Origin of the sequence: Neobacillus niacini NBRC 15566, from assembly GCF_001591505.1 — a bacterium.
GTDB classification, from domain to species: domain Bacteria; phylum Bacillota; class Bacilli; order Bacillales; family Cytobacillaceae; genus Neobacillus; species Neobacillus niacini.
This window is the reverse complement of the sequence record NZ_BCVA01000037.1, coordinates 1-26,225: the sequence shown is the minus strand read 5'-3', so window position 1 is coordinate 26,225 and position 26,225 is coordinate 1. Positions and strand designations below refer to the sequence as shown.

The 26,225-nt window shown below is 40.3% G+C and carries 26 protein-coding genes; 23 read left to right on the top strand and 3 right to left on the bottom strand.

The features are described from left to right. Positions 1 to 237: 237 nt before the first annotated feature. From nirB to BANA01_RS21445, 4 genes are all read left to right on the top strand, one after another. Complete coding sequence (gene nirB, locus BANA01_RS21460; protein ID WP_063254677.1) at positions 238 to 2,652, top strand: nitrite reductase large subunit NirB; 2,415 nt, start codon at positions 238 to 240, stop codon at positions 2,650 to 2,652. Between the two features lie 7 nt (positions 2,653 to 2,659). Next, positions 2,660 to 2,980: a nitrite reductase small subunit NirD gene (nirD, locus tag BANA01_RS21455; protein ID WP_157411852.1), complete on the top strand. Its 321-nt coding sequence runs from the start codon at positions 2,660 to 2,662 to the stop codon at positions 2,978 to 2,980. Positions 2,981 to 3,045: 65 nt separating this feature from the next. Continuing rightward, a complete protein-coding gene (cobA, locus tag BANA01_RS21450) occupies positions 3,046 to 4,482 on the top strand; it encodes a uroporphyrinogen-III C-methyltransferase (RefSeq protein ID WP_063254676.1) in 1,437 nt (478 codons plus the stop codon). Between the two features lie 39 nt (positions 4,483 to 4,521). Then, complete coding sequence (locus BANA01_RS21445; protein ID WP_235847201.1) at positions 4,522 to 5,127, top strand: NAD(P)-binding protein; 606 nt, start codon at positions 4,522 to 4,524, stop codon at positions 5,125 to 5,127. A gap of 17 nt (positions 5,128 to 5,144) precedes the next feature. Here BANA01_RS21445 and BANA01_RS29645 read toward each other — a convergent pair whose 3' ends face one another. After that, complete coding sequence (locus tag BANA01_RS29645; RefSeq protein WP_157411851.1) at positions 5,145 to 5,321, bottom strand: hypothetical protein; 177 nt, start codon at positions 5,319 to 5,321, stop codon at positions 5,145 to 5,147. 182 nt (positions 5,322 to 5,503) lie between these two features. Here BANA01_RS29645 and BANA01_RS21440 point away from each other — a divergent pair, with 182 nt between their 5' ends. The 8 genes from BANA01_RS21440 to gatB all read left to right on the top strand — a co-directional run bounded on the left by BANA01_RS21440 (position 5,504) and on the right by gatB (position 14,594). Further along, a complete protein-coding gene (locus tag BANA01_RS21440; protein WP_063254674.1) occupies positions 5,504 to 6,553 on the top strand; it encodes a glycoside hydrolase family 15 protein in 1,050 nt (349 codons plus the stop codon). A 295-nt stretch (positions 6,554 to 6,848) separates the two neighbouring features. Next, complete coding sequence (gene aceB, locus BANA01_RS21435; RefSeq protein WP_063254673.1) at positions 6,849 to 8,441, top strand: malate synthase A; 1,593 nt, start codon at positions 6,849 to 6,851, stop codon at positions 8,439 to 8,441. A gap of 33 nt (positions 8,442 to 8,474) precedes the next feature. Next, on the top strand, positions 8,475 to 9,752 hold the full coding sequence (gene aceA / locus BANA01_RS21430) for an isocitrate lyase (protein ID WP_063254672.1): 1,278 nt from the start codon (positions 8,475 to 8,477) through the stop codon (positions 9,750 to 9,752). A gap of 186 nt (positions 9,753 to 9,938) precedes the next feature. Next, positions 9,939 to 10,370 (top strand): YueI family protein, encoded by a 432-nt coding sequence (locus tag BANA01_RS21425; RefSeq protein WP_174524439.1) that lies wholly within the window; start codon positions 9,939 to 9,941, stop codon positions 10,368 to 10,370. A 284-nt stretch (positions 10,371 to 10,654) separates the two neighbouring features. Then, positions 10,655 to 11,200, top strand: coding sequence for a hypothetical protein (locus tag BANA01_RS21420; protein WP_063254671.1), 546 nt, complete (start codon positions 10,655 to 10,657; stop codon positions 11,198 to 11,200). Positions 11,201 to 11,365: 165 nt separating this feature from the next. After that, complete coding sequence (gene gatC, locus BANA01_RS21415) at positions 11,366 to 11,659, top strand: Asp-tRNA(Asn)/Glu-tRNA(Gln) amidotransferase subunit GatC (RefSeq protein WP_063254670.1); 294 nt, start codon at positions 11,366 to 11,368, stop codon at positions 11,657 to 11,659. Between the two features lie 37 nt (positions 11,660 to 11,696). Continuing rightward, positions 11,697 to 13,154 (top strand): Asp-tRNA(Asn)/Glu-tRNA(Gln) amidotransferase subunit GatA, encoded by a 1,458-nt coding sequence (gene gatA / locus BANA01_RS21410; RefSeq protein WP_063254669.1) that lies wholly within the window; start codon positions 11,697 to 11,699, stop codon positions 13,152 to 13,154. Positions 13,155 to 13,166: 12 nt separating this feature from the next. Beyond that, positions 13,167 to 14,594: an Asp-tRNA(Asn)/Glu-tRNA(Gln) amidotransferase subunit GatB gene (gatB, locus tag BANA01_RS21405; protein WP_063254668.1), complete on the top strand. Its 1,428-nt coding sequence runs from the start codon at positions 13,167 to 13,169 to the stop codon at positions 14,592 to 14,594. Positions 14,595 to 15,116: 522 nt separating this feature from the next. On the opposite strand, the gene putP is transcribed toward gatB, so the two are convergent. Continuing rightward, positions 15,117 to 16,595, bottom strand: coding sequence for a sodium/proline symporter PutP (gene putP, locus BANA01_RS21400; protein ID WP_063254667.1), 1,479 nt, complete (start codon positions 16,593 to 16,595; stop codon positions 15,117 to 15,119). A gap of 211 nt (positions 16,596 to 16,806) precedes the next feature. On the opposite strand from putP, the gene BANA01_RS21395 reads away from it, so the two are divergent. Beyond that, positions 16,807 to 17,367, top strand: coding sequence for a thioredoxin family protein (locus BANA01_RS21395; RefSeq protein WP_326160972.1), 561 nt, complete (start codon positions 16,807 to 16,809; stop codon positions 17,365 to 17,367). 35 nt (positions 17,368 to 17,402) lie between these two features. Here BANA01_RS21395 and plsY read toward each other — a convergent pair whose 3' ends face one another. Further along, positions 17,403 to 18,029, bottom strand: a complete 627-nt coding sequence (gene plsY / locus BANA01_RS21390) for a glycerol-3-phosphate 1-O-acyltransferase PlsY (protein ID WP_063254665.1) — start codon at positions 18,027 to 18,029, stop codon at positions 17,403 to 17,405. Between the two features lie 109 nt (positions 18,030 to 18,138). On the opposite strand from plsY, the gene BANA01_RS21385 reads away from it, so the two are divergent. The 10 genes from BANA01_RS21385 to BANA01_RS21345 all read left to right on the top strand — a co-directional run bounded on the left by BANA01_RS21385 (position 18,139) and on the right by BANA01_RS21345 (position 26,119). Next, complete coding sequence (locus tag BANA01_RS21385; protein ID WP_063254664.1) at positions 18,139 to 18,921, top strand: class I SAM-dependent methyltransferase; 783 nt, start codon at positions 18,139 to 18,141, stop codon at positions 18,919 to 18,921. Positions 18,922 to 19,116: 195 nt separating this feature from the next. Beyond that, positions 19,117 to 19,419, top strand: a complete 303-nt coding sequence (locus BANA01_RS21380; RefSeq protein ID WP_063254663.1) for a hypothetical protein — start codon at positions 19,117 to 19,119, stop codon at positions 19,417 to 19,419. A 338-nt stretch (positions 19,420 to 19,757) separates the two neighbouring features. Then, positions 19,758 to 20,276, top strand: a complete 519-nt coding sequence (locus tag BANA01_RS21375; RefSeq protein WP_235847200.1) for a sigma-70 family RNA polymerase sigma factor — start codon at positions 19,758 to 19,760, stop codon at positions 20,274 to 20,276. Next, the gene (locus BANA01_RS21370) at positions 20,273 to 20,755 is read left to right on the top strand and encodes an anti-sigma factor family protein (protein ID WP_063254661.1); all 483 of its coding nucleotides are present in this window, start codon (positions 20,273 to 20,275) and stop codon (positions 20,753 to 20,755) included. The genes BANA01_RS21375 and BANA01_RS21370 overlap by 4 nt, the downstream gene beginning before the upstream one ends. Then, positions 20,752 to 21,828, top strand: a complete 1,077-nt coding sequence (locus tag BANA01_RS21365) for a hypothetical protein (protein WP_063254660.1) — start codon at positions 20,752 to 20,754, stop codon at positions 21,826 to 21,828. Before BANA01_RS21370 ends, BANA01_RS21365 begins: the two co-directional genes overlap by 4 nt. Beyond that, positions 21,825 to 21,917, top strand: a complete 93-nt coding sequence (locus tag BANA01_RS29640) for an LPXTG cell wall anchor domain-containing protein (RefSeq protein ID WP_157411850.1) — start codon at positions 21,825 to 21,827, stop codon at positions 21,915 to 21,917. The genes BANA01_RS21365 and BANA01_RS29640 overlap by 4 nt, the downstream gene beginning before the upstream one ends. Next, positions 21,914 to 22,816 carry a hypothetical protein gene (locus BANA01_RS21360; protein WP_063254659.1) on the top strand — a complete coding sequence of 301 codons (903 nt, stop codon included), beginning with the start codon at positions 21,914 to 21,916 and terminating at the stop codon, positions 22,814 to 22,816. Before BANA01_RS29640 ends, BANA01_RS21360 begins: the two co-directional genes overlap by 4 nt. Positions 22,817 to 23,001: 185 nt before the next feature. Next, the gene (locus BANA01_RS21355; protein ID WP_063254658.1) at positions 23,002 to 23,943 is read left to right on the top strand and encodes a diacylglycerol kinase; all 942 of its coding nucleotides are present in this window, start codon (positions 23,002 to 23,004) and stop codon (positions 23,941 to 23,943) included. Positions 23,944 to 24,042: 99 nt separating this feature from the next. Continuing rightward, positions 24,043 to 24,594: a cysteine hydrolase family protein gene (locus BANA01_RS21350; RefSeq protein WP_063254657.1), complete on the top strand. Its 552-nt coding sequence runs from the start codon at positions 24,043 to 24,045 to the stop codon at positions 24,592 to 24,594. A 58-nt stretch (positions 24,595 to 24,652) separates the two neighbouring features. Beyond that, positions 24,653 to 26,119 carry a nicotinate phosphoribosyltransferase gene (locus tag BANA01_RS21345; protein WP_063254656.1) on the top strand — a complete coding sequence of 489 codons (1,467 nt, stop codon included), beginning with the start codon at positions 24,653 to 24,655 and terminating at the stop codon, positions 26,117 to 26,119. Positions 26,120 to 26,225: the final 106 nt, after the last annotated feature.

Genomic DNA, 26,225 nt, shown 5'->3' with positions numbered 1-26,225 from the left:
GAAAAACGTCCATGTTCCTACAAAAATGATTCAAAACCCCACTAAAGTAGTCCAAAACATTATTACCCTTTCAATTTCATATTAATATTTGACAATGATGTGAAACGATTCACAAAGTAAGAGTATATTGTGACGTACCTCACAATTTTTTAACACCTCAGCATTTACAATGTAACTATAGAGAAAAACTTAAATAAGGGAAATTCATAGATAATCAAATATAAGGAGCGATCCAACATGAAAAAACTAGTAATGATTGGAAACGGGATGGCGGGCGTTAGAACGATTGAAGAAATTCTTAAACTTTCACCAAATCAATTTGAAATAACTATTTTTGGACAAGAACCACATCCAAACTATAACCGCATAAAATTATCGAATATCCTTCAAGGAGATACAAGTTTCGAAGAAATCATTATTAATCCGCTAGATTGGTATAAAGAAAATAATATTCAATTGTTCACCGGTGAAGCAGTAACGAAGATTGATGTAGAAGCAAAGAAGGTTATTTCTGACCGAGGCCGTGAAGTAGAGTATGATGACTTAATTATTGCAACAGGTTCGAATTCTTTTATTCTGCCAATTCCAGGTGCGGATAAAATTGGCGTTACCGGTTTTCGGGATATAAAAGATTGTGAAATGATGATCAATTCAGCGCGAAACTACAAAAAGGCTGTAGTAATTGGGGGCGGGCTTCTTGGACTTGAAGCAGCAAGAGGATTACTGAACCTTGGAATGAAGGTCGACGTGGTACACTTAATGCCGAATTTAATGGAACGGCAGTTAGATCCAATTGCTTCTAGTCTCCTAAAAGCGGAATTAGAATCCCAGGGCATGCGATTTTTAATGGAAAAGGAAACGGTTGAAATTATCGGAGATGAGCGTGTTGCGGGCCTTCGTTTTAAAGATGGGTCACACATACCAGCGGATCTTGTTGTAATGGCAATCGGTATTAAATCAAACACAATGGTTGCTAGAGAAAGCGGAATTTATGTAAATCGCGGAATTGTCGTCAATGATTTTATGGAAACAAGTTTACCAAATGTGTATGCAGTAGGTGAATGTGCCGAGCACAGGGAGATTGTTTATGGGCTGGTTGCACCATTATACGAACAAGGTAAAATTCTTGCCGAAAGAATTTGTGGGAAAAATTCAACACTATATGAAGGCTCCGTAACTGGAACTCAACTTAAAGTCGCTGGAGTGGATCTTTACTCAGCAGGTGAGATTTATGAAGACGGTACAATAAAATCAATTATGGTCTATAACGAATATGAAGGTATCTACAAACGCGTTCTAGTTCGAGATAACAGAATTGTTGGGATTGTTCTTTATGGCGACACCAAAGATAGTACAAGGTTGTTCCGAATGCTTTCAAAAAAGGAGGATATCACAGAAATCTCTATTTTTGAATCACAATGTTCAGCCGAAGGCGGAAGCGGAGATATTGCCTCTATGCCGAATGATGAATTGGTGTGCGGCTGTAATGGTGTAACAAAAGGAGCAATTGTAGAGGCAATTAAAACTCAAGGTCTGACTACACTTGATCAAGTTAGTCATTGTACCAATGCTGGCCGTTCCTGCGGCCGCTGTAAGCCAATGGTCAATGACATTCTTGCTTATACACTAGGTGATCAATTTGACGCAGCTGCTGCACAGAAAACAAGTATTTGCGGATGTACGACCATCAGCCGTGAAGATCTGGTTGCTGAAATTAGAGAAAAGGGCTTAACAAGTGTCAAAGAAGTGATGAACGTTCTAGAGTGGAATAACGAGGAAGGCTGTACGAAATGCCGTCCTGCAATTAACTACTACCTAGGTATGATTCACATGGATGAATATAAGGATGACCGTGACTCCCGTCTTGTAAACGAGAAAATACACGCCAATATCCAAAAAGATGGAACATACTCCGTTGTTCCCAGAATGTATGGCGGTGTTACGACTGCTGCCGACTTGAAAAAGATTGCGGAAGTGGCAGAAAAATATGAGGTTCCACTTGTGAAATTAACGGGAGGACAGCGGATCGGCTTGTTTGGAGTTAAAAAAGAAGACCTTCCAAGTATGTGGGAGGAGCTAGATATGCCATCAGGCTATGCATATGGAAAAACACTTCGTACGGTAAAAACTTGCGTAGGAGCACAATTCTGCCGCTATGGAACACAGGATTCAATGTCACTAGGTATTGAACTGGAAAAGAAATTTGAACGTCTTGATACTCCACATAAAGTGAAGATGGGAGTATCAGCCTGCCCAAGAAACTGCTCAGAAGCAGGTATTAAAGACATTGGCTTTGTTGGAATTGATGGAGGCTGGGAAATCTATGTGGCAGGTAATGGCGGTGTAGACCTGCGAGCAGGTGATCTATTAGCTACAGTAAAAACAGAAGCTGAAGTAATGGAATTGACCAGTGCATATCTACAATATTATCGTGAAACTGCAAATTATTTAGAGCGTACTTCTAAGTGGGTAGAACGTGTTGGCTTAGAGCATGTAAAAGAAGTCCTAGCAAACGAAGAAACTAGAAAAGAATTAAATGCGCGTATGGATCAGACATTGAAGAGATATATTGAGCCTTGGAATGAAGCAATCCAAAGTGAAGACATTAAAGATAAATACTACGCAGTACACACTGTTAAGGCTGGGGAGTGATGATAAAATGATCGTAACAAAAACTCGGACTCTAGTTGCTAATTATTCTGAACTTCAAGTTAGGTCTGGCTATTCTGTGAAAATCGATGATAAAGAGATTGCTTTATTTAAAGTAACAAATGGTAAGGTATATGCTATTGAAAATAGGAGTCCGCATCCAAAAGGCGGAGTCTTAACGGAAGGCCTCGTAAGCGGTGAATATGTTTTCTGCCCAGTCTATGATTGGAAGATTTCCTTAAGTGACGGAAAAGTTCAGGCACCAGATGAAGGTCAGGTAAAAGCGTATCAAGTGGAAGTCGAAGGAAATAACGTTTATATTATTATTTAAGATAGTTCTCGTAAGATTGTTGTGTAAAGGATCTTATATAGAGAGTTTGGAAGGATGGCTGCAGAATGGAGACAGGAAAAGTATTTTTAGTAGGAGCAGGGCCAGGGGATGTTCGTTTAATCACCGTAAAAGGATTGGAAGCCATTAAACAAGCAGAAGTCATTCTTTATGACCGGCTGGCCAATCCTAAATTGCTAGAGTATGCACCAGCGGATTGCGAGCTGATCTATTGCGGTAAATTACCTGACCGCCATACTTTACGCCAAGATAATATCAATGACCTTTTAGTAGAAAAGGCACTAAAAGGGAAAGTGGTCGTCCGGTTAAAAGGCGGAGACCCTGGTGTTTTTGGACGTGTCGGTGAAGAAGCAGCAGCCCTTGCTCATTATCAAATTCCATTTGAAATCGTTCCTGGTATCTCATCGGGGATTGCAGCCCCCCTTTATGCAGGAATTCCTGTCACCCACAGGGAACATGCTGAAAGCTTTGCAGTTGTAACCGCACATGATAAATCGAAAGATGGAAAGCCAATGCTTGATTGGGAAGGGCTTGTCCGTGGTGTCGATACGATTGCTTTTTATATGGGGGTAGGAAATCTCCCTTATATTTGTGAAAGTCTTATTGCACATGGCAAACCATCCTCAACTCCTGTCATCTTGATTCAATGGGGTACCTTTGGCCGTCAGAAAACATTGCAGGGAACATTGGAAGATATCACAGTTAAGGTTCAAAAGGCTAAATTTAGCAACCCGGCAATTATTCTTGTTGGAGATGTTATCTCATTACGTGAAAAAATCAGCTGGTTTGAAAAAATGCCTTTGTATGGCCGTCAAATATTGTTAGCACGGACTAGTGAGAGTGTTAGCGGCTTAGCAAAGGAATTAATGGAAAAGGGAGCAGATGTGATTGAATTTCCAAAATGGAAAAAGACCATTCTACCTGTTGATTTAGGGAAAGTAGCAGAATATGATAGAATACTGTTCTTCTCTCCTGAAAGCGTCAGTGATTTTTTTAATGCGATGATAGAGGAAGAAATTGATATACGAAAAATAAAGGCTGATTTCTATGGCGGCTCCAGCAAATCAATAAATGCACTAAAAGGACGCGGATTTATCGCTGGACACAGCCAGGACATGCCAAAAGAAGGCCGTTTACTGGTGGTCGGAGACGATCGGCAATATGAGGTTGAAAAGGCTGATTTCTTAGTGACAAGTAAAAAAGAGCTCGACCAACAGTTCCTGCCAATTTTTCAACGAATGCTTGAGGAAGCTCAAGTAAATACAATGGTATTTCCAAGCGGGGCATCTGTAGGCGTATTTATCGAAGGCTTAAAGAAATGCGGTATTGACCTTTTCGACCTTTTAGAAGATGTACAAGTAGTCTGTATGGGACAGCACTCAAAAGAGCAAGTGGAACGTGCAGGTCTAGAATCAGTTGGCATGCCGATTTCTGCAACGAGAGAAGCGTTGATTGACTACTTAATTCAGTGTCCGATTGTTTAGGGAAGGCAGGGTGTATGCTTGAATTCGAATTATCCAATTATGTTAAAGCTAGAGGGTAAAAAAGTAGTCGTTGTAGGCGGCGGAATGGTTGCTGAACGGAAAGTTACCGGTTTGCTTGGTACGGGCTCACATATCATTGTGATTAGTCCTAATGCTACAGATGAACTAAAAAGGCTAGCTGGCTCCGAAAGGATAGAGTGGCTAGAAAAATCATTTTCAAAAGAAGATATGGATGATGCGTTCTTAGTCTTTGCCGCGACGAACGACAATGAATTAAATCAATATATTAAAATGGCGGCCAGTGATCATCAGCTTGTTACCATTGCCGATGACCCGGAAGGATCGGATTTTCATGTTCCCTCCCATATTCAGCGGGGACGATTAAGTATTGCAGTATCAACAGGTGGAGCGAGTCCAACGTTGGCAAGGAAAATAAGGGAACAGCTAGAACAGCAATTTGATGACGAATATGAGGGCTATCTAGAATTCCTATTTTCAGCAAGGCAGCGTATTTTGAAAGATGTGAACGAAACTACTATAAAACGAAAACTATTAACAGCAATCGCTAGTAAAGAGTTTTTAAATAGCCAGAATCGTGAGGCTGACTTGTTACGGTTATTGCAAAACACAAGAAATGACGTGTGAATCCACACGTCATTTCTTTATAAATTGATTACGTCGTTATCGTATTCTTCTAGTTGTTCTTGTAAATTTATAATGTAATTCATCATTGCTATTCTTACGATCGAAGGATAATACCGATTATTAAGCTCATGTTCACATTCCTCTAAGTCCATCTTTTTTACTGCAATAATTTTACTTAATTCATCAACGCTCATCTCTAAACACTCCCCATTTTAATCGTTCCTTCCTTTTTCCAACCATCAAAATTATCACACTCTCCTAATCTATTTCTATATCTTCAGCATTGGCAAATGTTTGCTAGTTTATACATCATTTTTCTTGTATAAAAAGTCCATGAATTGGCCAAAAAGATAGAAAAAAGCTGCGAGGGTGAATTATGAACGAAAAAATAATCCATAGCTATCAAATCCTAGATCAGTTACGGTTACCGCATGGTTTGTATTTAGCTTCTTCGTCCCATGACTATCAATATGTTTGGTTACGTGATTCTTTTTATATGTCACTGCCATATTTGAATCAAAACAATCAGATTTATGAGATGACCTACCACCGGATTCTGGACCTATTCAGAGAATACGAATGGAAGCTGGATATTCATACCGTTCAAAGACCAAGAGAGCAATGGGAATACATTCATTCGAGGTACTCTGCTTCGGAAGTAAGGGAAATGGATACCCCTTGGGGACATGCTCAGCATGATGCCATTGGAGCGATACTGTGGGGAATTGGAATGGGTCAGAAGAAGGGGAAAAATATTATTAGAGATGCAAAAGATCATGAAATTGTTCAAAAGCTGGTTGGCTATTTAGGTTGTGTTCGATACTGGGAGGACGAGGATAATGGAATGTGGGAGGAATGGAGAGAGATCCATTCAAGCTCAGTCGGTGCCTGCGTTGCTGGCCTCCAAGCTGTAAGAGATCTCGTATTTGTTCCCGGAGAATGGATTACTAATGGGTATCAAGCCCTATCGAATATCTATCCACAAGAAAGTAACCAGCGCCCATTTGATTTAGCTCAATTGAGTTTAATCTATCCATACCGAGTTTTTTCAGGGGGAGAAGCGAAAGTAGTTGTCGACCAAATTGAAACGCATCTTTTACGGGAACGAGGCGTAATCCGCTATAAGGGAGATTCCTATTATTCAACCATCGAACATATGGGAAGGCACCACGATTTATCTTTTTATTATGGAACTGAAGCAGAGTGGACATTTGGATTACCATGGCTGGCGCTATGCCATTTAGAATTAGGTAATGTCAAAAAGGCAAAACAGTATATAGAACAAACCGAGAACGTCATGCTTGATGATGGCAGCTTACCAGAATTGTATTTTGCCCAATCCGAAAGGTACAACTCTAATACCCCATTAGGCTGGGGAAGCGCAATGTATATCCTAGCTAAAGAACGATATGAAGGATTAATGTAAAGTGCGGGGCTGTTGAGAATTTCAACAGCCTCTTTTTTTAGTTTTCAAAGAACAGCACCTGGCTAGTTGATATGGAATTGGTTAGGCAGATAAACAAGGGGAAATTGCAGGTGAAATGAGAAATAGCCAGGTAAGAGGTATTTGAGCGACTGGCTTGTTAATAAAAATAGGACTAATGTATTATTTTACCTATTTTTATAAAATTTTCTGAAAACTAGTTCCATTTTTAAAAAATGTGTTATATAATACAACACATGGTAATACACTGTATTATAACAAAGAGGTGAACGAGTCCATGTCGACGCAAACAGCAGGTATAGAAGTAGTTGGAGCTCTCAAAGCGCATTACAATGAGATTTTAACACCCGAGGCGCTGAAATTTATTGAGGAGTTGGAGCAAAATTTCGGGGCAAGGCGGATTGAACTGTTACAGTACAGAGAAAAACGCCAAGAGGAAATCAATAACAGTAATCTTCCAGATTTCCTTCCTGAAACAAAACAAATTCGTAATGGTGATTGGACAATCGCGCCATTACCGAAAGACCTTCAGGACCGCCGGGTAGAGATTACCGGACCAACAGAAAGAAAGATGGTCATCAATGCTCTAAATTCGGGCGCAAAAGTTTTTATGGCGGATTGTGAAGACGCTACTTCACCAACCTGGGAAAATATCGTCGAAGGACAAATCAACTTAAGAGATGCAGTAAATCGGACGATATCGTATGAAAATCAAAATGGAAAAAGATATGTGTTGAATGAAGAAACAGCTGTCCTGTTTTTAAGACCGCGTGGACTTCATTTAGAAGAAAAACATGTGCTGCTTAATGGCAAGCCTATTTCTGGGAGCTTTTTTGACTTTGGTATGTACTTTTTCCACAATGTAAAAAATTTGTTAGCTCGTAGAACAGGACCCTATTTTTATTTGCCTAAGTTAGAAAGCCATTTAGAAGCAAGGCTATGGAATGATGTCTTTATTTTTTCGCAAAGCAGACTTGGCATCCCTCAAGGTACCATTAAAGCGACTGTCTTAGTAGAAACGATTATGGCGGCGTTTGAAATGAATGAAATCCTATTTGAATTAAAGGAACATTCAGCGGGCCTTAACTGCGGCAGATGGGATTATATTTTTAGTTACTTAAAAAAACTGCGTAACCATGAAACAATCATTCTGCCAGATCGATCCCAGGTAACCATGACTGTACCGTTTATGCGTTCCTATTCATTGCTTACCATTCAAACCTGTCACCGCCGGAATGCACCAGCAATTGGAGGAATGGCGGCACAAATACCCATTCGCGATAATCCACAGGCAAACGAAGAAGCATTTGCGAAGGTTCGTGCTGACAAAGAACGGGAAGTACGTGATGGTCATGATGGTACATGGGTAGCACACCCCGGGTTAGTACCAGTAGCGCTTGAAGTATTTGATAGAGATATGCCGGTAGCCAACCAAATTCATACCACCAAACAACAAAAGATCACGATAACAGCTAGTGATTTGCTCGAGGCACCAGGCGGTAAGATTACCGAAGAAGGTGTCCGCGTTAATATCAATGTTGGAATTCGTTACATTGCTTCCTGGTTATCAGGAAGAGGAGCTGCACCCATTCATAACTTAATGGAGGACGCAGCAACTGCTGAAATCTCACGGGCTCAAGTTTGGCAGTGGATCCGCCACCCAAAAGGTATTCTCGCGGATGGCAGAAAAATTACTTCAGCCATGTATGAGCAGTTAAAGGCAGAGGAATTAGAGAAAATTAAAGATGAAATTGGCTTGTCTGCCTATGAGAATGGGCGTTTTACTGAGGCTGTAGAGCTGTTTGACAGCTTAATCTTAAATGATGAATTTGAAGAGTTTTTAACCTTACCTGGATATACGCTTTTATAAAAAATTTAAATAGATTAATAGGAGGAATTTAAAATGACAAATTCAAGAGCGATGGAGTTACAAGAAAGCTGGGAAATGGATAATCGTTGGAATGGAATTACTCGGCCATATAGTGCTGAGGATGTTATTAAGCTTCGAGGTTCCATTGACATCGAGCATACATTGGCTAGACGGGGAGCAGAAAAACTTTGGAAGCAAATGAATGAAGAAGACTACATTAATGCTTTAGGAGCACTAACAGGAAATCAGGCTGTTCAGCAGGTCAAAGCAGGATTAAAGGCCATTTATCTAAGCGGCTGGCAGGTTGCAGCGGACGCTAACCTCTCTGGACATATGTATCCGGACCAAAGCTTATATCCAGCAAACAGTGTACCGAGTGTGGTAAAACGAATCAACCAAGCACTTCAACGTGCAGATCAAATCACCCATTCAGAAGGTGATAATTCTATCGACTGGTTTGTGCCGATTGTAGCCGATGCAGAAGCAGGCTTTGGCGGGCAGCTAAACTGCTTTGAATTGATGAAAGGCATGATTGAAGCCGGAGCTGCCGGTGTTCACTTTGAGGATCAGCTGTCTTCTGAGAAAAAGTGTGGTCACTTAGGAGGTAAAGTCTTGCTTCCAACACAAACAGCAGTTCGTAACTTAATTGCTGCTCGTTTGGCCGCAGATGTTATGGGTGTTCCGACTGTATTGGTTGCCCGAACAGATGCAAATGCTGCTGATTTAATTACTAGCGATATTGATATGAACGACGCACCGTTCATTACAGGTGAGCGGACTGCGGAAGGTTTTTTCAGAACAAAAGCAGGACTTGACCAGGCGATTGCACGCGGTCTAGCTTATGCACCATATGCTGATCTGATTTGGTGTGAAACATCTGAACCAAACATTGAGGAAGCAAGACGCTTTGCAGAAGCAATTCATGAAAAGTTCCCTGGCAAAATGCTTGCTTATAACTGTTCACCATCCTTTAACTGGAAGAAGAAGCTTGATCAGGATACAATTGCAAAATTCCAGCAAGAGCTTGGAAAAATGGGCTATAAGTTCCAATTCGTTACACTTGCCGGGTTCCATGCCCTAAACCACAGCATGTTTGAACTTGCTCGCGGCTACAAAGAGCGCGGTATGGCGGCATACTCTGAATTGCAGCAAGCTGAGTTCGATAGTGAGCAATACGGCTACACAGCCACAAGACACCAGCGTGAAGTAGGAACAGGCTACTTTGACCAAGTTTCAATGGTAATTACAGGCGGAACCTCCTCCACAACCGCTTTAAAAGGATCAACAGAAGAAGAGCAGTTTACAAAATAATTTTTGGTGGTATAACCCCTCTCTCCAATTGGAGAAGGGGGTTTCTTGCGTATTGGCGGATTACATCTCACAGATAGCCGAAAACACTCTCAGATAAAACCAACACTAAACCCGCATTTTTGGAAAAGAACACTTTTTAGGGTATTATCATACATAATAATAGCCCTTTTAATGGAGTTGATCTATTTGAAAAAGCAGAATGTGGAGGAAGTCCTTCAACAGGGGATTCATGGCCCTTTGGAAACGAAGCCGGATGAGAGACGGGAGTTTTTAGGAACATTACGGGAACGTATTATTCTTGCTCTTAAGAAGAACCAAGTGGCGGAAGCAACGATTTATCCTCAAGTGGAGAGGGAAATGAAAAAAAATCCACAGGCAAATCTCTTATTAAATGGAAATATCGAGTACTCCGCTTTATCCAAATATGTAAAGTTGGCAGCCAAACACAAGATTGAACACACAATTGTAACCAATAAGGAACACGATACAGATATCGGCCTGCTGTTGGCTATGGACCATGCCATTGATAAGGATGATATTTATATCACCCAAAAGGAAATCAGCCAGCCTGAACCCCCAAAAAGCAAAGGCCTATTTGCGAAATTATTTAAACGATAATAGGCAAACAGCCAAGCAGTCAATGAGACTGCTTTTATTATTTATTGGGTTAATCAGAGGAGGTAATTCGACCTATATTTGGGTATAACTGGAATTACGTAAGGAATTAGAATATTATAAATATATGGAAGCTCTATTTAGAATCATTTATAAAAGGGGGAAAGAAGAACTCATAATGGAAACGAAAAGAAAAATGGTCAGGTAAGGTCCGGGGATTAATAATCCTTTTACCTTTCACAAGATTACTAGATTACTATACTCTGACCAAGTCTAGGAGGAGAATTATGAGAAAAGGTAAGGTTCTTATTATCGTGATTATTCTAATGCTTACTCTTACGGGGTGCAAGTATCCAACACTAGAAAAAGCCATTGCTGAAACGATACCCTTTAAAGTTCAAGAGGTTTTGTACAAGAAGAAAAGTGATGGAATAACGATCGTTCTTTACACTACGAAAGCAGAAGGAAAAGAAGTAGAACATATTAAAGAGCCAGTTCTAGGTGTCTCGTTCTTTGAAGGGAATGATGACAAGGGATGGAAAAATGATGGTCCAAATGGCTGGGAGCATGCAGAGAGCGAAACATATTCTATTTACAATGAAAATTACACAAAATATGATGAAAAAGGGAATGTTCTTAAAGATATTTACGTTGTATTTGGAGAAATCAAAAATGAAGATATCACTACGATTGAAATAGCCAATCAGGATACCGAGGATTATAAAAAGGCAAAGATAATTAAGAAAGATGGAAAACGCTACTATGTGGGAATTGGCTTTCGCCCGCATGTTAGAGCTTTAAATAGTAATGGAGAGGTTATTCCACAGCAATAAACGAATACATAATTCAGGGAGCTAAATGCTCTTTTTTTTTTGACTAATAATCTAAAAAGAACATAATACGCCAATACTGATGAAGCAATCATTGCGGTGAAGCGAAAAAGTTTGGTATTATCAATAGTAAATTAACTAAGACATAAGGGATTGGGGGATTGAAAAATGACACGAATCTCAAACGAGCAGGTTAAGCATGTGGCCAACCTAGCGAGATTAGCCATAACGGAGGATGAGACGGAAAGGTTCACGAAGCAGCTTGACGCGATTATTACTTTTGCAGAACAGTTAAATGAACTGGATACGACAAATGTTGAACCAACTTACCATGTACTCGATATGAAAAATGTATTCCGTGAGGACATTAAGGAAAAAGGATTGCCGATTGAAGAAGTATTAAAAAATGCACCTGAACATCAGGAAGGCCAAATCAAAGTTCCAGCGATTATAGGCGAGTAATGCCTAGTTGCTGGAGCTAACTAAAGGAGGGGAAAAAATGAGCTTATTTGATTATAAAGTTTCAGATCTTCATGAACTTTTACATAAAAAGGAACTAAAGGTTACTGATCTGGTAGATGAGTCGTATAAACGTATTGCCCAAGTAGAGGGCAAGGTTCAAGCATTTTTAACATTGGATGAAGAGAAGGCTCGGCAAACAGCCAGTTCCCTTGATGACAAGCTTACCACGGAATCCAAAAATGGTTTGTTGTTTGGAATGCCAATTGGCATAAAGGACAATATTGTCACCAAAGGACTTCGGACAACCTGTGCAAGTAAGATTCTAGAAAACTTTAATCCCATCTATAATGCTACCGTTGTGCAGAAGCTGCAGCAGCATGAGACGGTAACAATCGGAAAGTTAAATATGGACGAGTTTGCAATGGGCTCTTCTAACGAAAATTCCCACTATCAAAAAACACGCAATCCGTGGGATCTTGATAGAGTACCAGGCGGTTCTTCAGGCGGCTCTGCTGCTTCGGTAGCTGCAGGTGAGGTGCTATTTTCTTTAGGTTCCGATACGGGGGGATCTATACGACAGCCAGCTGCTTTTTGCGGAGTAGTAGGGTTAAAACCGACTTATGGAAGAGTATCCCGCTTCGGACTAGTTGCATTTGCTTCGTCCCTTGATCAAATTGGTCCTATAACAAGAACCGTTGAAGATAATGCCTATTTATTACAAGCAATATCCGGATTAGACCAAATGGATTCAACATCAGCAAATGTAGAAGTGCCGAATTTTGTATCTGCGTTAACGGGGGATGTGAAAGGGTTAAAAATAGCGGTCCCAAAAGAGTATCTTGGTGAGGGTGTGACTGACGCTGTCCGACAGTCTGTCCTAGATGCATTGAAGGTCCTTGAAAAACAAGGTGCTGTTTGGGAAGAGGTATCCTTGCCGCATTCTAAATATGCATTAGCAGCCTATTATTTGCTATCATCTTCTGAAGCGTCTGCTAATCTAGCCCGCTTTGACGGTGTTCGCTATGGGTACCGGAGTCCAAATGCTGATAATTTACTTGATTTATATAAGAAGTCAAGAGCGGAAGGTTTCGGGGATGAGGTAAAACGCCGTATCATGCTTGGTACGTTTGCATTAAGTTCAGGTTATTACGATGCCTATTATAAAAAAGCACAGCAAGTCCGTACTCTCATTAAGAAGGACTTTGAGGATGTGTTTGAAAAATATGATGTTATCATTGGACCAACGACTCCAACTCCAGCGTTTAAAATCGGTGAAAATATTGAGGATCCGTTAACTATGTACATCAACGATATTTTGACGATTCCTGTGAACCTAGCAGGGGTACCGGGAATCTCTGTACCGTGTGGATTTGATAATGGGCTGCCGCTTGGATTACAAATCATTGGCAAGCACTTTGATGAGGCGACCATTTATAAGGTGGCACATGCATTTGAACAAGCAACAGATTATCATAAACAAAAGCCAGGAATATAGGGGGTGAAATAGATGGAATTTGAAACTGTCATTGGTCTAGAAGTTCATGTTGAGTTAAAGACGGATTCGAAAATCTTTTCGGCAAGCCCAAACCATTTTGGTGCTGAGCCTAATACAAATACAAGTGTCATTGACCTTGGTTATCCCGGTGTACTGCCGGTCCTAAATAGAAAGGCCGTTGAATACGGAATGAAGGCAGCGATGGCCTTGAATTGCCAGGTAGCCACTCATACAAAATTTGACCGGAAGAACTATTTCTATCCCGATAATCCGAAGGCCTATCAGATTTCTCAATTTGATAAGCCAATTGGAGAGCATGGCTGGATTGAAATTGAAGTGAATGGATATACAAAACGAATTGGAATCACAAGGATTCATCTAGAAGAAGACGCAGGAAAACTCAGTCACGGGAATGGTTATTCACTAGTCGACTATAACCGCCAAGGAACACCGCTTGTGGAAATCGTTTCTGAACCTGATATCCGTACACCTGATGAAGCTTATGCTTATCTTGAAAAACTAAAATCGATTATCCAATATACTGGAGTATCAGATTGTAAGATGGAAGAGGGCTCTCTTCGCTGTGACGCCAATATATCCATTCGTCCCGTTGGACAAGAAGAGTTTGGAACGAAGACAGAATTAAAGAACTTAAACTCGTTCAATTTTGTTCGAAAAGGGCTGGAGTTTGAAGAGAAAAGGCAGCGTGAAGTGGTCTCGAATGGCGGAAAAATTGATCAGGAAACACGTCGTTTTGATGAAGCAACAGGCGCTACCTTACTTATGCGGGTAAAAGAAGGATCGGATGATTATCGATACTTCCCGGAACCAGACTTGCTGGATATTTATATTGATGAGGAATGGAAAGCTAGTATAGCAGCTGAAATACCAGAACTCCCTGATCAGCGCCAAAAGCGCTATGTAGAAGAGCTGGGATTACCTGTTTATGACGCTAAAGTTTTGACGGTAACGAAAGAAATGGCGGATTTCTTTGAAGGTACCGTCGCTGCGGGTGCAGAGGCGAAATTAGCTTCAAACTGGATCATGGGAGATGTGTCTGCTTACCTAAACGCAGAAGGGAAAGAACTTCATCAAATTTCCCTGACACCGGAAAGCTTAGCAGGTATGATTAAGCTCATCACAAACGGAACGATTTCATCAAAAATTGCTAAAACCGTTTTTAATGAGCTGATTGAAAACGGCGGGAATGCTGAGCAAGTTGTTAAGGACAAAGGCTTGGTGCAAATTTCTGATGAAGGAACACTGTTGAAAATCATATCGGAAGTTCTTGACGCAAATCCACAATCCATTGAGGATTTTAAAAATGGTAAGAATAAGGCAGTTGGTTTCCTCGTTGGCCAGTTAATGAAGGCAACAAAGGGTCAGGCGAACCCACAACTGGTAAATCAATTATTGCAGCAGGAACTAGGCAAACGATAAACGGCAAACAGACAGATTCTACTCTGTCTGTTTTTTTGTCGAATCTATCATCGACTTATTCCGCATCATTTCCTGGGAAAAAGCTTTATTTCCTAAGGCTTTGAGCAAAACTAATTAAACGTTTGATTAGACGACAAAAATCTACTCTTTTTTGGGAATAAATCCTTTTGCAATAGGCATGAAAGCCATTTTAATTAAACGTTTAATTAGTATATTTTGAGTGGTTTTTTGTCGAGTAGTTAGGCAAATATAAAAAAGTTGAAAATTCAGGAAATAATAGTGTGAAAAGTGACAATAAATTCATAAGAAAAGCTGTAGAAAGTAAGTGGTTACAAGGGTTTATTCCAATTCTAATCAAACGTTTGTTTAGTCGACAGAATTCCGCCCTTTTTTATAGATAAAATCCTTTATAACAAAGGTTAAAGTCCATCCTAATCAAACGTTTGTGTAATGGAAAAAGGAGAAATTTGCTGAATACCCAATAGAAAAACGCTCGAAATATTTCGAGCGTTTCTTCGTGACTTAATTTTGTTTTAATAAACGTACACTTTCATCAAACTCTTTTTCAATTGCTTCATTTTTCTTGTATGTGATTAGACTTACGATAACAGCAACAAGTAAGTTAAAAACAAATCCAGGAACGATTTCATAAAGTGTATCGCCAAGTCCAATATTTTTCCACACAATAACGGTGACTGCACCGACGATCATACCAAAGAGGGCTCCCCAATTCGTAATCTTCTTCCAGAATAAGCTTAATAGAATAATTGGACCGAATGCTGCACCGAAACCAGCCCATGCATAGGCAACTAAATCTAGAATCGTACTGTTTTGTTTGAAAGCCAGTGCTGCTGCAACCACAGCTACAAGGAGAACAGCCATTCTTCCTAAGAATACTAGATGTTTATCACTTGCATTTTTGTTCATGACCACTTTATATAAATCTTCAACAAGTGCACTAGAAGTGACGATTAATTGAGAAGAAATGGTACTCATTATCGCAGCAAGAATTGCAGCCAATGCAAATCCTGCAAACAATGGATGAAACAAGATTTGACTTAATTCAATGAAAACAGCCTCAGGGTTTTCCAATACATGTTGTGGATTCTGATGGAAGAAGGCTATTCCAATCAATCCTGTAAAGATAGTACCGACAAGCGAAATAATCATCCAGCTCATACCAATACGACGAGCACTTTTTGTTTCATTAACCGTTTTGATTGCCATAAAGCGGACGATGATATGCGGCTGGCCAAAATAACCAAGTCCCCATGCCATTGCAGACACGATACCTAAAAAGGTCGTTCCTTTTAATAAATCAAGTTTAGACGGATCGATTGCTCTGATGGTATCAAATGTTTCGGCAGGACCACCAGTACTGAAAATGCCAATTGCCGGAACAAGCATAAGGGCAATGAGCATCATCAATCCTTGGATAAAGTCTGTATAACTTACGGCTAAAAAGCCGCCAAATAAAGTATAGGCAACGACAACGCCGCCAACGATATAAAGACCTGTATGGTAGCTTGTGCCAAAGGAGCTTTCAAAAAAGACAGCACCTGAAACCATCCCGGAAGAAACATAAAAAGTAAAGAATATTAGTATGACGATACCAGATACGATTCGGAGAAGTTTCGTATTGTCTTTAAAGCGATTTTCAAGATAGCTTGGAATGGTAATAGAATCGTTGGCTACCTGTGTATAAGAGCGCAGGCGAGGTGCAACCAATAACCAGTTTAAATAAGCGCCAATCGTTAAACCGATAGCAATCCAAGCATCCGCTAAACCGGTAACATAAATACCCCCAGGCAACCCCATTAATAACCAGCCGCTCATATCAGCAGCCCCAGCACTTAAGGCCGTTACAGCAGGTCCTAAGGATCTTCCTCCAAGCATATAATCTGTTAAGTTGCTTGTTTTGCGATAAGAATACCAACCGATGAAAAGCATCATCGCAATGTATATTCCAATCGACACAAGCTGAAGTGTTTCAGTGGACATCCATTTTCCCCCTTTATTATCTTAGAAAAAATTTAAAATAATTTTTTTTATATATAAAATATTCTATCAACTTGATATAGCAATATCTACTAGTATTTTTTTACTTTCTCAAAATAGGTTAAACTACTCTTGGAATAGTAGTAAAAAAGGCAGAAAGCCTTTTATTTGTAAGTAGAAAATGAAAGGATTATGATAAGAGAAATTGAAGGGAGTGTTACATTTGGAATTAAATTCTTGGTTTCAAAAGGGACTAACGAAAGATGAGTACATAAGCTTAATGACTCGGAATAAAGAAGAAATGACCTCCATCTATAATCGCTTTGAGTTAACGGAAAGCGATAAACAGAAACTTAAAGCTGTTCAGTCAAAAAAATTACGCGCGATTGTTCTAACAGAGGATTGGTGCGGTGACGCTATGCTTAACAATCCAGTATTGCTAAGAGTGGCTGAAGCTGCAGGCATGGAGGTCCGGTTTGTACTACGGGACCAGAACCTTGAACTAATGGACCAATATTTAACGAATGGCACCTCCAGAGCAATTCCTATTTTTATTTTCATTGATCAAGAGGGAAATGAAGTTGGGGTATGGGGACCGCGTGCGCCTGAAATGCAAGCCCTAGTGGAAAAAGGCCGTGCAGAACTGCCTGATAAGGAAGCTCCGGAGTTTCAGGAGAAGCAGATGGCGTTATACAAGCGTCTAGGTCAATCTTATCAGATTGACTCATCGATTTGGCAGACCGTAGCAAATAGTATTATGACTGCCTTCTTGTAATAATTAAGAATCCCTGGCCATTGGCCAGGGATTTTCTACATTTTTAGGTTGCTGTTCTTTGGTGGAATGCGGTCATCAATTAAATTTTTATCATTAATTTTTGGTTCAATTCCTAAGATGAGGTTACGAATATTTGAGCGGTGAAGATAAATTAAAAAGAAAGTAAAGAATAAGAAGATAAGTTCAAAATCGACTTTAGATGAAAAGTAAGAATAAATTAAAAGGCTTAAACCAACTGAAATGGAGCCAAAGAATACGTATTTCGATATAAAAATTACCAAAAAGAAAGTACCAAAAGCAATCAAGGCTAATGGGAAATTAGCTACTGCCAAGGTTCCTGCAGTGGTAGCAATGGCTTTCCCTCCGCGAAAACCAGCAAAAATGGGATAGCAATGTCCAATCACAGCCAGAAGACCAAAATAAAGCGGTTCCACACTAAGGTTGAAGTGTAGAGGAAGGTAAGCAGCGAGTGCCCCTTTACCAATATCCACAAGTACCACGATAACGGCTGATCCTTTGCCAAGAACCCTTAACGTATTGGTGGCACCAGGGTTTTTACTCCCATGGTCACGAATATCAACACCAAATAACAGCTTGCCCACAATTAGTGCAGTCGGAATGCTTCCAATCAAATAGGAGGAAAGGAGCAGCAACCAAAGCATATCATCATTCCTTTGTCAGATTCTCTTCTATAACAATAGCATTTTACTATACTTAAATGGTATCATTTTTATAATTCCTAAAATAGGAAATATTAAAGGGGCGACCAGCATGAAACAGATCGATTTTGGTCAAGTTGCTACAAGTTATGCGAAAGCAAGAGAAGATATTCCTGTAAGTTTAATGGATAGCCTTTATGTCCGAGGGATTTTTTTCGATGGGAGAAAAGTCGCGGATATTGGCTGTGGAACAGGAGCATTAACAAGGAAAATCGCTATGAGGAAGGCAGAAGTCACTGGAGTAGATCCATCAAAAGAATTACTTCATCATGCAGTTGCGTTAAATAGGACGAAAAATTATACGATTCCGTATCTGCAAGGTACTTCGGAGAATACAGGTTTAGATGATTCCAAGTTTGATATCGTAACGGTTATGCGCGCCTGGCACTGGTTTGACCGTGAACTGGCAATCGCTGAAATGAAGCGAATCTTAAAAGAAAAAGGGACACTAATTGTCATAGATTCTGGTTTTCTTGCGGGATCCTCAGTGATTGAAAAGACGTTTGAAGTTCTATCAAGGTACATTAGTGGAGGTCTTAAGCCAGCAGGAACAAAGGCCAATTCGAGTCAGAGGATCAACGGCTTTCCGGTAGAGTGGTTTGATGAATGGCAAACCAATGGATTCGCGTTAAGAGATTTTTATAAACTTAACTATAATGTGTCCTTTACAAAAGAGGCATGGATAGAAAGAGTGGAATCCATCTCATGGTTAGCAGGGTTAGAAATAGATGTTAGGAATGAGGCGCTGAATGCTTTAACCGAATCCTTATCTGGCCATGAAGCGTTTGTCATTCCACACGAATGTAATGTTTGTATATTAAGGCTTCAAGAATAGTTATCCTTAAGACGTGCGGTTCTTCCGTACGTTTTTTTATGTGGTTTTCGTAGTGTTTGTTCTCTTGAACTAAACTCAGTTTATTTTAAGAATTTTAAAATAGCAGCTAATTGGATCAGTTGCGTTCGTTTTCTTAGGCTAGTTTGAATACGGCAGGAAGAATAGTCTTAAGTAGGGGTCTTGGGGACAAAACGCATGCAGTGGCCAAAGGATTTGTCCTCAATGGAGGGTCTTGAGGATAAAGTGCATGCAGTCGTCAGAGGGATTTGTCCTCAATCGATGGTCTTGGGGACAAAACCCATGCAGTGGTCAAAGGATTTGTCCTCAATGGAGGGTCTTGAGGACAAAGCACATGCAGTCGTCAGAGGGATTTGTCCTCAATCGATGGTCTTGAGGACAAAACGCATGCAGTGGTCAAAGGATTTGTCCTCAATGGAGGGTCTTGGGGACAAAACGCAGGAGCCACCAGAAGGATATGTCCTCAATGGCGGGTCTTGAGGACAAAGCGCATGCAGTCGTCAGAGGGATTTGTCCTCAATCGATGGTCTTGAGGACAAAACGCAGGAGCCACCAGAAGGATTTGTCCTTAATGGAGGGTCTTAAGGACAAAACGCAGCAGTCGTCATAAGGATTTGTCCTCAATCCATGATTTTGACACGTATTCTATCATCAGCACATAAATCCATGACAAGACTCTTTTATGCTACTATTTTAAATGGAATCAAAAATATTTTTTAAAATAGTGTAGGGGTTTCAAGATTGTATATCGTCTATTAAGGTGAAGGTCAGAGAGAAAGGGGGAGAGTGCGATTAGTGATTCAGCTTTAATACAAAAAGTGATCGATGGCAGTGACCATGCCTTTCGCCTTTTGGTTGAGAAGTACCGTAATGATGTGTTCCGGACCGTCTTTGCTGTTCTTCGTGATCAAAAGGAAGCAGAGGACGCTGCTCAGGAAGTATTTATGAAAATATATTCCTCTCTCTCCCAATATGAAAATCAAGGCTTTAAGACGTGGATGACCAGGATCGCTGTTAATCATGCAATTGATATAAAGAGAAAGCAAGCACGAAGAAAAGAAGAAGTGATGGAGGCTTTGGAGCAGGAGACGCTTGGCACTCCAAAGGATGGCGTGGAAAAAGAACTAATCGTCAGTGAAAGACGAAGGCTGGTAAGAAAGAGACTGGATCAGCTTCCTGAGAATTATCGGGATGTCATTTATGGTTTCTATATAGCGGAAAAAAGCTATCAGCAGATGGCTGAAGAACAAAATGTACAGGTGAAAACAATTGAAACAAAGCTTTATCGGGCACGTGTTTGGATGAAAAAGAATTGGAAGGAGGACGATTTTTCATGAAGCATTTCAGTTATGATGAGTGGTTGAGTTATGTTAAAGACGAAGTAAACGACCGGAATCGAGAGGAACTTGAAAGTCATTTGTATACTTGCGACCAATGTCTAGAGAATTATTTATTAGCTGTCTCAGAACATGAATCATCACTTCCAGTTCTTTCAAATGAGATCAGCTTTACAGACTTGGTAATGGCGGAAGTCTCTAAACAAAAAGAGTTCAGAGAAAAACCGGCAGTATTGAAACAACCTGTAAAAAAGAAAAAGCCATTCTATCAACAGTCGGCTTTCCACTATTTAATCGCAGCTGCTGCAACACTATTACTTACTTTTTCAGGAGTGTTTCAATCACTTGCCACGTATGCAAGTGCTATAGAGGCACCACAGCATATCAAGGAAAAAAAGCCAACAGTCACTGAGGGCGTTATTGATAAAACATTTGCATGGATGGATTCTTTGGAGAAAAAGGAGGCAAATAAAAAATGAAAAGTTCAACGAAGGCGTTAACACTATCACTCTTTCCAGGCCTCGGTCATATTTATTTTGGTAACATGATTCGTGGTGTACTGTATTTAATGTCTGTGGTGGGTTTAGCATTCATTACGGTCATAGCGGTTTTTTCCAACAGTGGTGAAGTGGCTGTACTATGCTTTATGGTAGGAATCTTTATCTATTTAGTTAGTTTTATCGATTTGGGGTTAAAAATCTCAAAACAAAAGAGGGCATTGACAGCAGCAAATCCTGATGTACCACCTGCACAGGCTACACAGGAATCAGAGCGGTTTTATACGATTGTCCTATCATTTGTCCCGGGTTTAGGCCATTTTCAGCTTGGACTGATGAACCGAGGACTCACCTTGTTGGCAGCTTTTTTAGGCCTTGGTGTTATGGTAATTTTCATAACGGCTCTTAGCAGTCGTTCGGAGTTTCTCGTTTTCTTAGCAGGCTTGCCAATTATCTGGGTGTATGGTTTTTTTGATTCTGTCCAGCAATTAAACAAGAAACAGCGTGGCGAGGAACTTGTTGACCGCACTATTTTTGAAGACTTTGAAACACGAAGAGAGGATGGGAAGAAGAGCAAATCCATTGCCACATTCCTTGCGATTTTTCCTGGTGCAGGACACCTTTATCTAGGTTTACAAAAACGTGGGATTCAGTTAATGGCAGCTTTCCTGTTTTCCATCTATATTTTAGATATCTTACGCCTTGGAATCTTCTTGTTCCTAATCCCGATTATCTGGTTTTACAGCTTCTTTGATGCTATGCAAAAGGTTTCTAAGTATGGGGAGGAAGAAATGGAGGATGTTCCGATTATTTCTTACCTCATTAATCATCAAAAGTGGGTTGGAATTGGTCTAGTGGTGATGGGGCTCTATTACCTATTAATGAATGTAATCATTCCTGTCTTTGCTCCAATGCTATCAAATTTAATCCAAATCGATTTAATGTATTGGGTACAAAGCTATTTTCAAACGGGTATTGTTTGTGTGCTGTTAATTGGCGGCGGTATTAAGCTTTTAGCAGGCAGCAAGCATAAGAGGGAGGAGAAAAAATCATGAAAAGGTGGCAAAACGCACTGACAGGGGTGCTCTTAATTGGGGCTGGAATAGGTTTTCTTTTTAGAAAAAGAAAGGAGGAACAGGCATGAGAACATGGCGTGTTGGTACGTTTTCAATGGGGGCCTCACTTCTTTTCCTAGGTCTCTTCCTCTTTCTCTTAAGGTTCATGGGGCTGGATCTTGTCCATGTGATGTCGGCATGGTGGCCGGTTCTATTGATTGTTTTAGGGATTGAAATTCTACTTTACCTATTCTTCTCAAGACAGGAGAAGCCAATATTGAAATATGATTTTGTCAGTATCCTCTTTGTTGGTTTGCTCGGAATGGTTGGAATATTGTTTGCTACACTAAGTGCAACCGGTATTATGGGAAAAGTGGAGGAAGTGGTAGCTAGGGAAGAACGATCGTTTGAGCTGCCGGACTTCTCCTATCAAATAGACGATACGATTAAACGAGTGGTCTTAAAAACGACAGCCTATCAAACGACAATTGAAGCAACCGATGAAAAAGAGGTATCCATGTTTGGGACGTACCGTACCCAGACCGCGAAAAAGGAGAAGCTCTTAGCGAGTGCAGATGATTATGTGTATGCAAATAAAAAGGGAGATACTCTTTATGTAAATGTGAAGACACTTCCGAACGAATTAGGTCCTTTTTATAGTCATCAGGAAGTTGCTTCTACCATTCTCATTCCAAAGGGTGTTGAACTTGAGGTAATTAGTACCGGAGCAGATCTTACGTTAAATCCGAGGGCACTCGAGAATAATTGGAGTATTAAAGGTGCATCGTCACTGGATGTAAAAGTTGATCAAAGCAGCAATTTGAAAATTGAAGCTGTTGGTGTAGACTCCATTAATGGTGCATGGAATGTAACAGAAGAAGGTGATCCAAATACAGGGGATAGTGTTGACGCTGTTCACCAGTCTGGTGAGGGTAAGTATAATATTACAATTTCGAATACCCATTATGTTAATTTAACAACTAATTAATTCACATCTAATTTTTTGCAAAAAAATAAAAAAAAGGTATGATAGAAGACGGCAGTGATATGGACATAATAATATTTGTGTCTAGGGTTAATAATTGTAAGCCTAGGAGTTAATTGGTAGAATATTGAACATATCCATCAGATACCATTTATTTATTTGATTTCATAAAAATAGGATGATGAATAATGAAACGAGCACGATTAATATATAATCCTACTTCAGGGCGGGAAATCCTTAAGCGTCATCTAGCAGAAATATTAGAAAAACTTGAGATTGCCGGGTATGAAGCCTCTTGCCATGCAACCACAGGTGCTGGTGATGCAACGGCTGCTGCTCGGATCGCGGTTGAACGGCAATATGATGTTGTCATAGCTGCTGGAGGTGACGGTACCATTAATGAAGTGGTTAACGGGCTTGCTGAGCAGGAGTTCCGGCCAAAACTAGGTATTATTCCAGCAGGTACGACAAATGATTTTGCGAGAGCGCTGCATATACCAAGAGATATTGGCGCAGCGGTAGATATTATCACAAAGGGTGATCGAATCCCGGTGGATATTGGCCGGATTAATGACCGTTATTTTATTAATATCGCCGGCGGCGGGAGAATCACGGAGCTTACATACGAAGTTCCAAGTAAACTAAAGACGATGCTTGGCCAGTTAGCCTACTATCTAAAAGGTATGGAAATGCTGCCTTCCATCAAGGCGTCAGATATCAGTATTGAGTATGATGGCAAGCTTTTCGAAGGAGAGGCCATGTTGTTCCTTGTAGGGCTGACGAATTCAATCGGCGGCTTCGAAAAAATAGCTCCAGATTCATCGATTAATGATGGGTTATTTTCATTATTGATCTTGAAAAAAATTAATTTGGCGGAGTTTATTCGAGTTGCAACGCTGGCCATTCGCGGAGAGCATGTGAATGATCCCAATGTTATTTATGCGAAAGCGAGCCGAATTAAAGTACATTCTAATGAAAAGGTTCAATTGAATCTTGATGGAGAATTCGGTGGATTGCTGCCCGCTGAATTTGCAAACTTGTACAGGCATTTAGAAGTATTTGTACCAATCGATGACATCCGTCCCCTCGATAAACCAACCGATTGGGTGCCGGGGCAGAGATATAGCTGATAAAGGGTTCGTTCCGCTGTGGAGCGAACTTTTTTATTTAGAGGAAAAAAGATATTGGTACAGAATATAATAATAAAGTATGAAAGGGGAGGCAGTGAAATGGGAAAAAAGGCACTCATTAATATTGATTATACATACGACTTTGTTGCAGATGCAGGGGCATTAACCTGCGGGGAGCCGGGGCAGCTTATTGAAGAGAGAATTGTTCAAATAACGCAAGAGTTTATCGAAGATGGCAACTATGTGGTTTTTGCTATCGATGTTCATGATAATGGGGACTCTTTTCATCCAGAGACAAAACTATTTCCGCCGCATAATCTTCGTGGTACTTCCGGAAGACATCTGTTTGGCAGACTGCAAGCACTTTTTGAGGAGAATAAAGAGTGCGACAATGTGCATTTCATGGATAAAACCCGATACTCCGCATTTGCTGGTACAGACCTTGAAATTAAGCTTCGGGAACGAGGGATTTCGGAGCTGCACCTCGTTGGGGTTTGCACCGATATTTGTGTTCTTCACACAGCGGTAGATGCCTATAATAAGGGGTTTAACATCGTTGTTTATAAAGACGCAGTTGCTTCATTTAATCAAAAAGGACATGAATGGGCATTAGGGCACTTTGAACAATCCCTTGGAGCGCTGGTTAAATAGTTTTTATAATGGTAAAATTATTTAATATGTTGAAAAAGTAGTTGTTCGGAGGGTTATGATGAAAAACATTTATCAGGATGATAGCTTAGCTTTACATACTGATCTATACCAGATCAATATGGTAGAAACCTATTGGAGAGACGGCAGATATAATAAACGAGCAGTGTTCGAATTGTTTTTCCGTAAACTTCCCTTTGGAAATGGATATGCGGTATTCGCTGGCTTGGAAAAGGTCATTCAGTTTATCCAAGGCTTCCGCTTTTCTGAAGATGATCTGGAGTATTTAAAAAATGAAGTAGGCTATCAGGATGATTTTTTAGCTTATTTAAAAGACTTACGCTTTACGGGCACCATTCGCTGTATGAAAGAAGGCGAGCTTGTTTTTGGAAATGAGCCGATTTTAAGCGTAGACGCTCCACTTTGTGAAGCTCAGTTGATTGAAACGGCACTATTGAACATCATTAATTATCAAACATTAATTGCGACGAAGGCTTCTAGAATTAAACAGGTTCTTGGAAGTGAAATTGCAATGGAGTTTGGTACTCGCCGCGCTCAGGAGATGGACGCTGCCATTTGGGGGACGCGAGCGGCTTACTTAGCGGGTTTTGATGGAACGAGTAATGTTCGAGCGGGAAAATTATTTCAAATTCCTGTTTCTGGCACGCATGCCCATTCGATGGTCCAAGCCTACAAGGACGAATATATCGCATTCAAAAAATATGCTGAATCTCATAAAGACTGTGTCTTTTTGGTTGATACATATGATACCCTGCGTTTGGGTGTTCCGAATGCAATTAAAGTGGCAAGGGAGATGGGCGATTCTATTAATTTCATAGGAATCCGTTTAGACAGCGGTGACCTTGCCTATCTTTCGAAGGAAGCACGAAAACTGCTCGATGAGGCAGGCTTTAAGGACGCAAAAATCTTTGCTTCCAGTGATCTCGACGAGTATACCATTCTTAACTTGAAAGCACAGGGTGCAAAAATAGACAGCTGGGGAATTGGAACTAAGCTTATTACCGCTTACGAGCAGGCGGCACTAGGGGCCGTCTACAAGATTGTTTCTATAGAAGACGATAACGGCAAAATGGAGGATACGATTAAGATCTCTTCCAATCCAGTAAAAGTCACGACTCCTGGCATTAAGAAAATTTACCGTATCATCAATAATAAGAATAACCATGCTGAAGGAGACTACATTGCGCTCGAGGATGAAAAATTGCCAGAGAAGCGCCTGAGAATGTTCCATCCAACACATACTTATATGAATAAGATCGTGACAAATTTTACTGCAAAAGAGCTCCATGAAGTGATTTTCTCCAAAGGTGAGCTTGTCTATGAAATGCCATGTCTCGAGGAGTCACGTGATTATTTAAAGCAAAACCTGGATGCCCTTTGGGATGAGTATAAACGTACAATGAACCCTGAGGAATATCCGGTCGATCTTAGCCAAAAATGCTGGGATAACAAAATGAGAAATATTGAAGAGGTAAAAGAAAAAGTAGCTGAGATGAAGGCAGAATAGGTAAATGTAAAGGCACCCTTTAATGGGTGTCTTTTATGTAGTAATCTCATTACAAGAACTGTTGATGGTGACCGCTTTAGTCCATTTTTGAGGAATATGGTCATCA

Bases quoted from the DNA above. Each gene is read 5' to 3' on its own strand.
- gatA (WP_063254669.1), top strand. From the start codon at position 11,697: ATGAGCTTATTTGATTATAAAGTTTCAGATCTTCATGAACTTTTACAT.
- aceA (WP_063254672.1), top strand. From the start codon at position 8,475: ATGACAAATTCAAGAGCGATGGAGTTACAAGAAAGCTGGGAAATGGAT.
- BANA01_RS21345 (WP_063254656.1), top strand. From the start codon at position 24,653: ATGAAAAACATTTATCAGGATGATAGCTTAGCTTTACATACTGATCTA.
- BANA01_RS21445 (WP_235847201.1), top strand. From the start codon at position 4,522: ATGTTAAAGCTAGAGGGTAAAAAAGTAGTCGTTGTAGGCGGCGGAATG.
- BANA01_RS21365 (WP_063254660.1), top strand. From the start codon at position 20,752: ATGAAAAGTTCAACGAAGGCGTTAACACTATCACTCTTTCCAGGCCTC.
- gatB (WP_063254668.1), top strand. From the start codon at position 13,167: ATGGAATTTGAAACTGTCATTGGTCTAGAAGTTCATGTTGAGTTAAAG.
- BANA01_RS21370 (WP_063254661.1), top strand. From the start codon at position 20,273: ATGAAGCATTTCAGTTATGATGAGTGGTTGAGTTATGTTAAAGACGAA.
- plsY (WP_063254665.1), bottom strand. From the start codon at position 18,029: ATGCTTTGGTTGCTGCTCCTTTCCTCCTATTTGATTGGAAGCATTCCG.
- BANA01_RS21385 (WP_063254664.1), top strand. From the start codon at position 18,139: ATGAAACAGATCGATTTTGGTCAAGTTGCTACAAGTTATGCGAAAGCA.
- BANA01_RS21360 (WP_063254659.1), top strand. From the start codon at position 21,914: ATGAGAACATGGCGTGTTGGTACGTTTTCAATGGGGGCCTCACTTCTT.
- BANA01_RS21420 (WP_063254671.1), top strand. From the start codon at position 10,655: ATGAGAAAAGGTAAGGTTCTTATTATCGTGATTATTCTAATGCTTACT.
- nirD (WP_157411852.1), top strand. From the start codon at position 2,660: ATGATCGTAACAAAAACTCGGACTCTAGTTGCTAATTATTCTGAACTT.
- aceB (WP_063254673.1), top strand. From the start codon at position 6,849: ATGTCGACGCAAACAGCAGGTATAGAAGTAGTTGGAGCTCTCAAAGCG.
- BANA01_RS21440 (WP_063254674.1), top strand. From the start codon at position 5,504: ATGAACGAAAAAATAATCCATAGCTATCAAATCCTAGATCAGTTACGG.
- gatC (WP_063254670.1), top strand. From the start codon at position 11,366: ATGACACGAATCTCAAACGAGCAGGTTAAGCATGTGGCCAACCTAGCG.
- BANA01_RS29645 (WP_157411851.1), bottom strand. From the start codon at position 5,321: ATGAGCGTTGATGAATTAAGTAAAATTATTGCAGTAAAAAAGATGGAC.
- BANA01_RS21355 (WP_063254658.1), top strand. From the start codon at position 23,002: ATGAAACGAGCACGATTAATATATAATCCTACTTCAGGGCGGGAAATC.
- nirB (WP_063254677.1), top strand. From the start codon at position 238: ATGAAAAAACTAGTAATGATTGGAAACGGGATGGCGGGCGTTAGAACG.
- BANA01_RS21350 (WP_063254657.1), top strand. From the start codon at position 24,043: ATGGGAAAAAAGGCACTCATTAATATTGATTATACATACGACTTTGTT.
- cobA (WP_063254676.1), top strand. From the start codon at position 3,046: ATGGAGACAGGAAAAGTATTTTTAGTAGGAGCAGGGCCAGGGGATGTT.
- BANA01_RS29640 (WP_157411850.1), top strand. From the start codon at position 21,825: ATGAAAAGGTGGCAAAACGCACTGACAGGGGTGCTCTTAATTGGGGCT.
- BANA01_RS21380 (WP_063254663.1), top strand. From the start codon at position 19,117: ATGCAGTGGCCAAAGGATTTGTCCTCAATGGAGGGTCTTGAGGATAAA.
- putP (WP_063254667.1), bottom strand. From the start codon at position 16,595: ATGTCCACTGAAACACTTCAGCTTGTGTCGATTGGAATATACATTGCG.